The sequence below is a fragment of the Pseudomonas sp. BAV 4579 genome, assembly GCF_009765395.1.
In the GTDB taxonomy this organism is placed as follows: Bacteria; Pseudomonadota; Gammaproteobacteria; order Pseudomonadales; family Pseudomonadaceae; genus Chryseomonas; species Chryseomonas aestiva.
In genome coordinates this window covers 1-10,463 of sequence record NZ_WHOV01000093.1, presented here as the reverse complement: position 1 = coordinate 10,463, position 10,463 = coordinate 1, and the positions used below count along the sequence as shown (strand labels likewise).

Here is a 10,463-nt window from a genome sequence, read left to right as displayed (position 1 = left end):
AAGCCAGGTCAGCGGCCTCAAATACAGCGGAAAGGCCTCCGGCCTGCTCGATGAAGTGACGGCGCGCCTGGGCCTGGGCTGGCGATATTCGCCCGTCGAGCGCGCCGTGCGGATCAGCTACTTCGAGACTCGGGTCTTCGACGTCTGGTCCTTTGGCGACAAGCAGGTCATCGCCAGCACCGTGAAATCCGGGATGGCCACCGCCGCCGGTACCAGCGGCAGTAACTCGGGCGGATCTAGTACCAGCTCAGGTGTTTCGGGCGACTCGGGTAGCAACCAGAGCACCACGGTCACCCTGGAGTCCTCAATCCTGCAGGACATCCAGAACAACGTGAAAGCGATGCTCAGCGTCGCCCCGGCCGGGCGGATGTACCTGGCCCCTTCCACCGGAACCCTGACCGTCACGGATCGCCCTGAGGTGATCTCGCGGATTGAGGCCTACCTCAACAACACCAATCGCAGCATCACCCAACAGGTATTGTTCAACGTCAAGGTCTTCGAGGTCACGCTGACCGACACGGACCAGCTCGGCCTCAACTGGGCGGCGGTCTACAAGTCGCTCAATACCAAATGGGGGCTCTCACTCTCCAATACCGTCTCCGGTATCAGTACCAGTGCAACTTCGGCGTCGATAGGGATCGTCAACACCGCTGATTCTGCCTGGGCCGGCTCTAATGCCATCGTCCAGGCACTGGCCGAGCAAGGTCGCGTCTCGAACGTCCGCTCTCCGTCGGTTACCACCCTCAACCTGCAGCCGGCGCCCCTTCAGATCGGCAACGTTCAGGGTTACCTGGCCTCCAGCCAGACGACGTCCACGGCGTCGGTTGGCTCCAGCACTTCGCTCACGCCCGGCACCATCACCAGCGGCTTCAACATGACCCTGCTGCCTCGTGTGCTCGAGCACGACGAGATGCTGCTCATGGTGTCGATCAACATGAGCAGCAAGCCGACCTTCCAGACCTTCACAAGCAACGGCTCGAGCGTCCAGCTGCCGGACTACGACGCCAAGTCGCTGTCGCCCAAGGTCAAGCTGCGCAGCGGCCAGACACTGATCCTGTCCGGGTTCGAAGAGCTCAGCGAGGATGCGCGCAGGACCGGCGTTGGCGACCCGGGCTTTCTGGGCCTGGGCGGTAGCCGCACGCGGACCTCGGGGCACAGCGTCTTGGTGGTGCTGATCACGCCAATCGTGACGGGCTGACCGTATGGCCATTGTCAGCACATCACCGGTCGCCCCGGCGCAGACTGCCCAGATCCTGAGCTACCACGGCAAGAGCTTTGTCTCCGGTCTGCAATGGCATCCGTTGGGCAGTCTGACCGGCTACATGAAGGAAGCCCGGGAGTACGGGCGCCTGCACAAGATGGACATCGTCGCCATACGGCGCACGCCCAATGTCATCCAGGCCGGCTTCGTCGCGCGCAGCGCCGGGGCCATGAAGGGGATGTACTCGCTAGCTGCGGCGCTGGCCGGACAGTTGGGCCAATCCTGGCTGGCCGCCTGGCAGGTGCCTGGCGATGAGCCTCGCTATGCACTGGTGGCCGTGATCGACGGCGCCGTCATTCCCGGTTACGACCTGGTGGGCTCGGCCACCGAGATTCAGCGCAAGGTCGCGCAGCTCGAAAGCCGTGCGCTGACCTTTGATGAGACCTACCTGCCGATTGAATTCGGCCTGGGCGGCAAGCCGCTCGACATCGACGAGCTGTTACAGCCAAGCAACCTGAAACGTGACTACGCCCTCAATGACATCAACAATGCCGCGACCATCAATGCCACCGGCAACGTGAATCTCAACGGTACGGTCAATGCCGGCGGTGACGTGCATGCTGGATCTCTCTACCTCAACGGCAATGCCACCCTGAACGGGACCGTCAATGCTGGCGGGGACGTCCGCGCAGGCTCTCTCTACCTGCAGGGCAATGCCACCATGAACGGCACTGCCACGGTCGAGGGCAACGTTGCGGTCTCTGGCGATACCACCACCGGCTCGATGTATGCGCGAGGCAACGTCCAGGGCGTAACGGCCAGTATGTCGGGGGAGACCTACACCACGGGCTGGTTCAGGACCCGAGGGGATACCGGCTGGTACAGCGAGAAGTGGGGTGGCGGCTGGCACATGACCGACAGCGACTGGGTACGGGCCTATGCCGGCAAGAGCGTTTACACCTCCGGCCAGATGCGTGGGAACAGCCTCTTTTCCGACGGCAGGACCTACGTTGGTGAGTACATCCAGCTGATCGGCTCGGCGACGGAAAACGCGGGTTGCGCCACCAACGGTCTGGTCAGCCGCGATGGTGGTGGTGCCTTGCTGTCCTGCCAGAGCGGGTTGTGGAAGCGCCAAGTCAGCAAGACGCCTACCTGCCACGCTTACACCATTCCGGGTTACGACCCGAATGACGTAACGACCTATGCCTGTCCTGTGGGTACCAAGGTGGGCTGGGACACAGGGGGTAGCGGTCAGCGCTGGGCGTCCACGCCCAATATCGCCATCGGCCAGAACGATTATGCGACCATCTTCTGCTGTGAATTCTGAGGCAGGCACATGTACGACATTCCGACTCTCCTAGCCCTTCGCCTGCTGGCCAGCGCTGCACGCGTCCAGCAGCAGACGCTGGAAACCATGGCCCTCGACGAGCCCGGGACCCATCAGGCCCGTGAGCTACTCCACCAGGTCGATGCCCTGTTTGAGGAGATGATCGATCCAGAGCAGCTCGAGACCCTGGTGCAAGAGCAAAAGCGACTGAGCCGGAAGGTGGGCTAGGCCATGCCCATGCTGTGGGTCATCCTGGTGGTAATGCTCGCCGGAGCGGGACTGCTGGGCGAACAGCTGCAGCGCAGCGACAACCGACGTCAGACCGTGGACGTCTCCGCACTCGCTCACAATCTGCTGATCTACCGAAACGCGCTGGCTGAGTACGCCTACAACAACCCGGGCCTATCTGGCGCGCCGGCGGATTCCGCGCTGGCCTTGCCCACATGGTGGGTGCACGCGGCAGGGGTGAGCGGCTACGTGCAGACCGGATCCAGCTACGCCTACTACGCGGCCCCTCCCAATGGCCTGGTCACGACGCTGGCCGAGCTCACTAAGTCCGCCGCAGTAGGCTACGCCACGAACGGGCAACTCGTGAGCCCCTCGTCCGGGGTGACCGGGATCGCCCTACCAGCAGCCGTCCCAGCCGGCGCAGCCGTGGCCTACCGCTAGACAGCAACCTAAAGCCCCCAGCCCTTCAATTCAGGCAAATTCCTGGCGATTATGGGCGTCTAGCTGAAACACGTAGAAAAGCCTCAAGTAATCACATGGAGTGACGATAGCTTGGAAACCCCCAATCGCCTAGGCAGTCCGCCATGTTCAACAAGAAGCTTAAGCAGCGCGTCGTCGAACTCGAAAATCAGCTATCAATGATGTCAGCCTTGCGCACAAGCCTGGACGGCCACATGATTGGTGTCGAACTGTCTCCTGATGGAACAATCACCTCTGTTAATACAAACTTCGAGATTGAGGCCCGGCTTAGCAGAACTCAAGTAATCGGAAAAAAAATAATAGATCTTATTCCTAACCATGTAAAAAATCAGGAGATGAGTCGCCTTTTTATTCAGGCTATCTCAAAAGGCGAACACTATAGCGGCGCGCTAAGGCTATCAAATAATTTGGGCGGGGAAGTTTGGCTTAGAGGCATACTACAGCCACTCTGCCACCCAGACGGAAAAGTCGACCATTTCGCACTTTACTGCAACAATCTGACACGCACTATAGAAACTTCCCGCGAGCATGACAGCTTGCTTAAGGCACTTCGTCGTTCAACTGCAATGATTGAGTTCGACTTGAACGGGCTGGTGCTTGACGCTAACGATCAGTTTTTGGGTGCTATGGGCTATAGCCTTGCCCAAATCAAGGGCAAGCACCACGAAATCTTTTGCGATCACACGGACACCACCAAACAACAATATGAGGAATTTTGGGAGCGTCTTCGTCGCGGAGAATTTATCGCAGCAAGGTTTAAACGGATAGACGCCTACGGCAGACCGGTATGGCTGGAAGCTTCTTACAACCCTGTCATTGATGCACATGACAAGATGTACAAGGTCGTTAAGTTTGCAACAGTCATCACTGAACAAGTCAACCGCGAACAAGAAATAGTGACTGCCGCAAGTGTTGCCTATGATACGTCCATACAAACCGATATCAGTGCAAAGCAAGGAACCAAGGTTGCAGAAGAAACAGTGCAAGTGATGAATCGCTTGGTCGATCAAATGCAGACAGCCGTAAAGGGAATTGAAGCGCTAGATCATCAATCGCAAGTCATTGGTAGCATAATCAAAACCATTAGTGGCATTGCTGAACAAACAAATTTGCTAGCGTTAAACGCGGCTATTGAAGCGGCTCGAGCAGGCGAGCAAGGCCGCGGCTTTGCGGTCGTTGCTGATGAAGTGAGGCAGCTAGCTTCGCATACAAGTCGTGCGACTCAAGAAATAGTTGGGGTTGTAAAGACCAACCAAGAGCTCGCTAGCGATGCGGTAACGCTCATTGAACAGGGGCGTCATCAGGCTGAGCATGGTTTAGCACTCGCCGACCAGGCAGGAAAGGTCATTGTTGAGATTCGAGATGGGGCACAGAAGGTTGTAGGTGCAGTCGAGCAGTTCACTACCCATCTGTCAGCATAGTGCGATCACCGCGTAAGCAGGTGGACTAATAGCGACCTTTGTCGGAGCCACGGCAGGAATATCACTTCCGGGAGCCACTCTCGCTAGAGGGGCGGTGGCTTACCGCTAGACAAACAGCTCAGCAAGCAGGGCAATACCGCCGACCAGAACAGCGGCAACGGTCAATGTCAGGGCCATCATCAGACCACTGGCGGTCGCAGCGATCATGTCGGTCGGATTGTCTTCGGTGCCCATGGTGAATCCTCTTCATCAAGGTAGCTCCAGACCCTCGGTATCATGGAAAGTATCAGCGGATTACCGGCAGGTGGATCAACGGAATGATTCGGCGGTTGACTGAGCGGTCGCGCGGAACTCACCCGCAGCGGAAAACATGAGGTTTGCGAGTGCTCGAGCAGTTTTCAGTCGCGACCGTTAGTCCGAGCACAGTACAATTTCATGGCGTCAAGAATGGACCTTTCGCTATGCAAGCTCTCCCTCTCCCTCTCCCGCGCACGTCATCGGATGATGATGCCCTGAGGCATCTGCCGCTGATCTCCGTGATCGTGCCCTGCTACAACGCAGGTGCTTATCTTGAGGAAGGCCTGGCCAGCATCTATGCCCAGGACTACCCGCGCTTCGAAGTCATCGTGGTCGACGATGGATCAACCGACGACAGCGTGCAGGGCCTGGTCGCGCTGCAGGAGCGTTTTGACTTCAAGCTGGTAACCCAGCCCAATGCCGGCGTCAGCGCTGCATTGAATACCGGTCTTGCCCTGGCCCGAGGCAAATACGTCGCGACTCCCGACCTGGATGATCTGATGCTGCCGCAGTCCTTGCGAATTCGCGCGGCCTACCTGGAAGAGCATCCCGAAGCGCCTTGTGTAGGCGCCCTGGTCAGCTTCATGGATAGCGCCGGCAACTGGCTCAAGGACCAGCACGCCGTAGGCGTTCAGCTGCTGGACTTCGATGAGATCCTGCGCAAGACCCGAGTGGTGGGCGCGCCGGTTGCGCTCTATCGCAAGGCGGTACTCGACCAGGTCGGTGGCTACGACCCGGCGATTCGCGTCCAGGACTTCCAAATGACGCTCAAGGTCGCGGCACTGGGTCAGCCCATTGCGATCTTGCCTGTTACGGTCACCCGCTATCGACGCCATGCGGGCAATCTCTCTCGACGATACCGGCTGCTGCTCGAGGCGGATCTGCTGGCGATTGCGCCCTATCAGGATCACCCTGGCTATCGGCAAGGGCATACCTCAGTCGTCAACAAAGCCCTGAAGTACGCTGTACGGCACGACAAGCTGGAGGCACTGCGCATGCTCCGGCTGATCCCGCTGCGGGCCATGGATCGCACCACCCTGCACCGCGTCCGTCGCCTGCTCACGCCTTACCGGCCTTCAAGGAAGTAGCGCCATGATCTCCATCGTCATCTGCTCGGTGAAGCCTGAGCTGCTGGAAGCGGTTACCCACAACATCGAAGCCACGATTGGCGTGCCCTATCAGCTGATCGCCATCGACAACCGGCAGGCCAACCGTGGGTTGTGCGCCGTCTACAACGAAGGCGCCCAGCGGGCTCGGCACGACCTCGTGTGCTTCATGCATGAGGACCTGGAGTTCTTGGAGGCTGATTGGGGCCTCCGGGTAGTCGACCACTTTCAGGAGGACATCCAGCTGGGTGCCATCGGCGTTGCCGGGGCCCGCTTCAAGAGCCGCGGCCCCTCGGGCTGGATGGCGGCCGGTAAGTCCGAGACGAACTGCATGCGGCTGTATCAGCGGCATCGTGACGGTACGGACAACCTGTTTCACCTTCGGCCTGCAGGCGATGCACGTCCGCGCCAACCTGTTTGCACCCTCGACGGCGTCTGGATCTGCGCTCGCCGCGAAGTGGTGTTCGAGGTGCCCTTCAACGAGGCCCTCCCCCAGTTCCATTTCTATGACATCGACTTCGCCCTGCGTGTGAGCCGGCGCTATGAAGTGGCGGTGGTGTACGACGTCGGGCTGCGGCACTTCTCGGAAGGCCATTTTGATGCGCGCTGGATGCAGGCCGCGCTGGACTACCAAGCGCTGCGCGAGGAGTTAGTGGCCCGCATAGCGCCGGGCGCCGATCATTTCTCGGCTACGTTGTTAGAGCAACGCGGCGCGCGCTTCTGGATGAAATTTTTGCGCAAGGTGAAGGCGCCGTGGGGTCTACGGTGGGAGTGGGTGCGGGCCAGCGGCGCGCTGAGCTATCCCACGCTGTGGTGGTTAGCGGTCAAATTCATTTGCTATTACCCGCTGAAATTTCGCTAAGTCCTACAGATGGCGCAACAGCGTCATTTAGGTACCTTAAAGTACCAAGACTGAAAATTACTGCAGACCAGCGCACAACACGGCTATCACTTCATAGCCGAAGAAGACGATACTGTGAAACAAGGGCGCGCCATATGAATTTGCCGAGGATGCAAATTCATGGCTTAAAGCCTATGTAGTCATGGAGAATAATATATGCAACCGGAATACCATCTCCCGATATCCGCGGCCCACGCTTTAACTGCGATTGCCCTTTCTAGTCAATGTGCTTACGCAGCAAGTGAATTGACAGAACCCTTTGACATACCTCAAACCGACACTTACTACGTCGTGAACAACATAGCCCAATTCAATAAAGCACTGCAGCGCGATGAACCGTACCACATAGAAGCCATAGGCACCGCAACAAGCGATAAGCCCACAGGCATTCAGATGTTAGGGCTACGAGTCTATTGCGAAATACCGGGCGCGAAGCCGCAAGTTTATGGAACGATTCAGTCGACCCAAAATCACGAAGGGTCAAACGCCTATGATCTTGGCAAGCTTCCGCTAAAAGTTCATTACCTTTTCGTAGCCCCACAGACAGGCAACTACGTCTGTACCTTAGAGGCAAAAAACAGGACAGGTACTGGTGGCCTCGGCGGTAAGCTGACACTGCAGAAAGGCGCGCAAACGTCTTGGACCTCTAAAAGCAACCCAGTGGGTGCGAGGGCTTGGGGAATCGAGAACGACGATAGCGACTTCAAACTGATGAAAGTTCCTGACGTATCCCCAGGAAATGAGTGTACAAGAACCGACGAAGATGGCGTCATAAAACCCATAGACCCGCCGTATGACGGTAGCGATGTGAACGTAAAGACCGCCTGCAAAGGGTCAGTGCATATAGGCACGATTAAGCCAGACCTGCCCAGCAGAACTGCCGTGTATTCCTTGAGATCTAGCGCATGGGCCCCAGCCGGAACAAAGGTGAGAAATGTTGCCGATATTGAATTGACAGCCTGCTACTACAACACAGGCTCATGCCCTAAATATGCATGGGGACCGGAAGATCGAAAATCCGACACCACCACAGTTCAAACCCGCCTGATGGTGGAGCAGCGCAACACCATCGACAATAGTGTTTGCGCCAACTTCAACTCACCCTATCAATTTCCAAAAATTACAGCAAAAACTCATCACTTAAAAGTCTATCATGACTTTACATTTGAAAAGAGCTCAAACTGCAACACAGACAGCTACTTCCTAAGCAAGCTTTACGTGAAGTATCTAGATGGAAATCCAGTACGGATCGAAGATTCACGCTATTCTCAAAATATTTTGATGAACCAATAGGTAAATAAACATATTCGCTCAATGTTGCTATTCAACATGATATTGGGTCGCAACATGGAGCGATAACTATGAGGCTAGAGGGTGTATCCCTCGGAACGACCCATCCTGAACCTGCTGTGGACAAGCCCTAGGGAAGACGTCTTCCGGTATCAAGCTCTGGCGAGACAGATTGATCACGCTTCGACCTTCCGCTGCCAATACCTGCGCCGCCAACTCCATAGCCGGCAGGATGCGCGTCAGCAGGTGTTGATCTAGGCCGCACGGGGCAGACTGACCTGCTGCAGATTCATAGAAGCGCGGCGCCTGGACATTGAGATCCACGCCAGCCAGGTAAATCTCGTCAAAGCCCAGGTGATAGGCCAGCTGCAGGCAGATGTGCGCAACCGTTCGCACGTCGAAAACGCCGTAGTCCATGTCCTTGCTGAAGCCAATATCCCGTGCACGCTTGCTGAAGGGCGAAGGCTGCATTCGCGGTCAGGGGGTAGTGGTGACGTGGGGGATCGGCCATCTGCTGGAACAGGCCCCACCCGAGGCCTACGATCCGCAGCTGAAGTCGTGGTCCCTGGATGCGTTTTCGCGCGGTACCGCCCAGTCTATTCCTGGCCCTGGCGGTGACTGAGCCCGAGGAGAAGGCTGAACGCGCGCAACTGATGGAAGAGTTCGGTACCGACGAATTGGGCGCGGCCGTGGCCGTGGCCGCACGGCTGGACAGGCTACGCGGGATTGAGCCTTATCGCTTCGACCTGCCCCCTGCCTCTGCGCAAGGAGCACGCGGATGAGGGCGATGGACCGTTTCACCCAGGACCTCATCGACAGCCTCACACAGCTGCTCAGCCAGCCCGGGCAAGATACCCTGGCCGCGCTGCAGATCTGCGCACCGGTGTTGATTACCAACCTGCAGGCGGTGAAGGCGCGCGCAGTGGATCGCCGGGAGGTCGAGGCGCAGCTCGATACGGCGCTTAAGGATTGGTTGGCCAAGCATCCGCAGCCGGACGAAGCACAGCAGGCCTTGCTCGAAGCGCTGCATCGGGATGTGCTGGGCAGGGAAAGCGATGAGACTGCGGCTAGAGAGGCCTCGGCATGAAAAAGCTCAGTATCCTGGCTGCCCCATGGAGGGTCTATGGCATCTTGGCAGCGATTCTTGCCTGCGCCGTTGCTGTGACTGCCACACAAAGGCGTGGCACGCTTGAAGCAGACCAAACAGGTCCCGATGCCAGTCCCGAACCACCGACCTTCGTTTACGGAAACGCTTCCGCACGCTTTACGCTGATCGAGTATGGGGATTTAGAGTGCCCCTACTGCAAGGACGCCTTTCCCCGACTCAAGCGGCTGGTTGAGAAGCGCGATCAACTGAATTGGCAATGGCAGCACCTACCACTGCCCATGCATGGAGAGGCAGCCCAATACGAAGCACGGCTGGTAACCTGCGCCGGTTGGTATGGCGGCAATCCGGTGTTCTGGCAAGCCATTGAGGCCGTCTACCTGCATAGCCGTGGCAATGGCGCTGGCCTTGCAGTGCCGATTGAGCAACTGGCCCTACAACCTGCCGTGTCGCTGCGGTACCTGCAGGACTGTGTCCAGGACAATGCGACAGTACGCCGAGTAGTCGCGGAGCAGACTGCTGCTGCGGCGAAGAAGCGCATCGATGCCACGCCGACCTTTGAGCTGAGGGATAATAGTTCAGGCCGGGTCATCCGCCTGCCATCGCTGCTGGATGACGCCGGCATGCTGTCCGCCATGGACTGGCTGGCAAGCCAGGAGGGAACGGATGCGCAGCAGCGCCAATGACATCCCGCTATGGCTGGCAAGCCTCTCCGATAAAACCTTGCAGCGGCTCAACAGCCGCCTCACCCATCTGCTGCGAATGATCGATGTTGAAAGACAACGTCGAGAAGCCCAGCGTCGAACTTCTCTTTCAGCAGGCACCCCCGATGAGTCATCCCGCTAAGTCACCCACCTCGTCGGCAGTAGGCGCCTCGACTGTGAAAGCCCGGATCGTCTTCGAATCCAGGGACGCACTTCCTCCGATCAAGCTGGCACAGGTGACTCATCTGTCTCATATCCACTGGCTGTTCCGCGTAGGCGTCTATGAGCATCAGGAGGCCTGTGACAGCGAGCGGGAGGCGATGCAGTCAGCGGAACGTCTGCTGTTTACTGTGGATTCAACCGGTGAACGCAACACACTAAATCCTGCGTAAGCAGGAGGGTG

General features: G+C 58.0%; 13 protein-coding genes and 2 pseudogenes. 13 read left to right on the top strand and 2 right to left on the bottom strand.

The window, feature by feature from the left end; all coding sequences use genetic code 11:
- The 6 genes and pseudogenes from GSQ95_RS17990 to GSQ95_RS27245 all read left to right on the top strand — a co-directional run.
- Window positions 1–1,198, top strand: a 1,198-nt coding sequence (locus GSQ95_RS17990) for a PilN family type IVB pilus formation outer membrane protein (RefSeq protein ID WP_158973870.1), incomplete at its 5' end; no start/stop codon positions are given.
- A gap of 4 nt (window positions 1,199–1,202) precedes the next feature.
- Window positions 1,203–2,528, top strand: coding sequence for a type 4b pilus protein PilO2 (gene pilO2, locus GSQ95_RS26585; RefSeq protein ID WP_256664637.1), 1,326 nt, complete (start codon window positions 1,203–1,205; stop codon window positions 2,526–2,528).
- A 9-nt stretch (window positions 2,529–2,537) separates the two neighbouring features.
- Window positions 2,538–2,756: a hypothetical protein gene (locus GSQ95_RS17975; protein WP_158896957.1), complete on the top strand. Its 219-nt coding sequence runs from the start codon at window positions 2,538–2,540 to the stop codon at window positions 2,754–2,756.
- Between the two features lie 3 nt (window positions 2,757–2,759).
- On the top strand, window positions 2,760–3,197 hold the full coding sequence (gene pilM / locus GSQ95_RS17970) for a type IV pilus biogenesis protein PilM (protein WP_158896958.1): 438 nt from the start codon (window positions 2,760–2,762) through the stop codon (window positions 3,195–3,197).
- 143 nt (window positions 3,198–3,340) lie between these two features.
- Window positions 3,341–4,117, top strand: a pseudogene (locus GSQ95_RS27250) (PAS domain-containing protein); the annotation flags it as partial.
- A 108-nt stretch (window positions 4,118–4,225) separates the two neighbouring features.
- Window positions 4,226–4,657, top strand: a complete 432-nt coding sequence (locus tag GSQ95_RS27245; RefSeq protein WP_372241646.1) for a methyl-accepting chemotaxis protein — start codon at window positions 4,226–4,228, stop codon at window positions 4,655–4,657.
- 105 nt (window positions 4,658–4,762) lie between these two features.
- Here the strand turns inward: GSQ95_RS27245 and GSQ95_RS26580 are convergent, their stop codons facing one another.
- A complete protein-coding gene (locus GSQ95_RS26580) occupies window positions 4,763–4,891 on the bottom strand; it encodes a hypothetical protein (protein WP_256664636.1) in 129 nt (42 codons plus the stop codon).
- Between the two features lie 227 nt (window positions 4,892–5,118).
- On the opposite strand from GSQ95_RS26580, the gene GSQ95_RS17960 reads away from it, so the two are divergent.
- The 3 genes from GSQ95_RS17960 to GSQ95_RS17950 all read left to right on the top strand — a co-directional run bounded on the left by GSQ95_RS17960 (window position 5,119) and on the right by GSQ95_RS17950 (window position 8,254).
- Window positions 5,119–6,042, top strand: a complete 924-nt coding sequence (locus GSQ95_RS17960; protein WP_158896965.1) for a glycosyltransferase — start codon at window positions 5,119–5,121, stop codon at window positions 6,040–6,042.
- A gap of 4 nt (window positions 6,043–6,046) precedes the next feature.
- Window positions 6,047–6,922, top strand: a complete 876-nt coding sequence (locus GSQ95_RS17955) for a glycosyltransferase (protein WP_158896960.1) — start codon at window positions 6,047–6,049, stop codon at window positions 6,920–6,922.
- 195 nt (window positions 6,923–7,117) lie between these two features.
- Window positions 7,118–8,254, top strand: a complete 1,137-nt coding sequence (locus GSQ95_RS17950; RefSeq protein ID WP_158896961.1) for a hypothetical protein — start codon at window positions 7,118–7,120, stop codon at window positions 8,252–8,254.
- 66 nt (window positions 8,255–8,320) lie between these two features.
- On the opposite strand, the gene GSQ95_RS17945 is transcribed toward GSQ95_RS17950, so the two are convergent.
- Window positions 8,321–8,722, bottom strand: a complete 402-nt coding sequence (locus GSQ95_RS17945) for a hypothetical protein (RefSeq protein ID WP_178118497.1) — start codon at window positions 8,720–8,722, stop codon at window positions 8,321–8,323.
- A 104-nt stretch (window positions 8,723–8,826) separates the two neighbouring features.
- Between GSQ95_RS17945 and GSQ95_RS17940 the strand changes: the two are divergent.
- The 4 genes and pseudogenes from GSQ95_RS17940 to GSQ95_RS17925 all read left to right on the top strand — a co-directional run.
- Window positions 8,827–9,033, top strand: a pseudogene (locus GSQ95_RS17940) (hypothetical protein); the annotation flags it as partial.
- Window positions 9,030–9,338 carry a hypothetical protein gene (locus GSQ95_RS17935; protein ID WP_158896962.1) on the top strand — a complete coding sequence of 103 codons (309 nt, stop codon included), beginning with the start codon at window positions 9,030–9,032 and terminating at the stop codon, window positions 9,336–9,338. The pseudogene GSQ95_RS17940 and the gene GSQ95_RS17935, both read left to right, overlap by 4 nt.
- A complete protein-coding gene (locus GSQ95_RS17930) occupies window positions 9,335–10,042 on the top strand; it encodes a thioredoxin domain-containing protein (RefSeq protein ID WP_158896963.1) in 708 nt (235 codons plus the stop codon). The genes GSQ95_RS17935 and GSQ95_RS17930 overlap by 4 nt, the downstream gene beginning before the upstream one ends.
- A complete protein-coding gene (locus tag GSQ95_RS17925; RefSeq protein ID WP_158896964.1) occupies window positions 10,023–10,202 on the top strand; it encodes a hypothetical protein in 180 nt (59 codons plus the stop codon). Before GSQ95_RS17930 ends, GSQ95_RS17925 begins: the two co-directional genes overlap by 20 nt.
- Window positions 10,203–10,463: the final 261 nt, after the last annotated feature.

Excerpts from the sequence above, each read along its gene's own strand:
- GSQ95_RS17925 (WP_158896964.1), top strand. The coding sequence starts at position 10,023 with ATGCGCAGCAGCGCCAATGACATCCCGCTATGGCTGGCAAGCCTCTCC.
- GSQ95_RS17950 (WP_158896961.1), top strand. The coding sequence starts at position 7,118 with ATGCAACCGGAATACCATCTCCCGATATCCGCGGCCCACGCTTTAACT.
- GSQ95_RS17955 (WP_158896960.1), top strand. The coding sequence starts at position 6,047 with ATGATCTCCATCGTCATCTGCTCGGTGAAGCCTGAGCTGCTGGAAGCG.
- GSQ95_RS17960 (WP_158896965.1), top strand. The coding sequence starts at position 5,119 with ATGCAAGCTCTCCCTCTCCCTCTCCCGCGCACGTCATCGGATGATGAT.
- GSQ95_RS17945 (WP_178118497.1), bottom strand. The coding sequence starts at position 8,722 with ATGCAGCCTTCGCCCTTCAGCAAGCGTGCACGGGATATTGGCTTCAGC.
- GSQ95_RS17935 (WP_158896962.1), top strand. The coding sequence starts at position 9,030 with ATGAGGGCGATGGACCGTTTCACCCAGGACCTCATCGACAGCCTCACA.
- pilO2 (WP_256664637.1), top strand. The coding sequence starts at position 1,203 with ATGGCCATTGTCAGCACATCACCGGTCGCCCCGGCGCAGACTGCCCAG.
- GSQ95_RS17975 (WP_158896957.1), top strand. The coding sequence starts at position 2,538 with ATGTACGACATTCCGACTCTCCTAGCCCTTCGCCTGCTGGCCAGCGCT.
- GSQ95_RS26580 (WP_256664636.1), bottom strand. The coding sequence starts at position 4,891 with ATGGGCACCGAAGACAATCCGACCGACATGATCGCTGCGACCGCCAGT.
- pilM (WP_158896958.1), top strand. The coding sequence starts at position 2,760 with ATGCCCATGCTGTGGGTCATCCTGGTGGTAATGCTCGCCGGAGCGGGA.
- GSQ95_RS27245 (WP_372241646.1), top strand. The coding sequence starts at position 4,226 with ATGAATCGCTTGGTCGATCAAATGCAGACAGCCGTAAAGGGAATTGAA.
- GSQ95_RS17930 (WP_158896963.1), top strand. The coding sequence starts at position 9,335 with ATGAAAAAGCTCAGTATCCTGGCTGCCCCATGGAGGGTCTATGGCATC.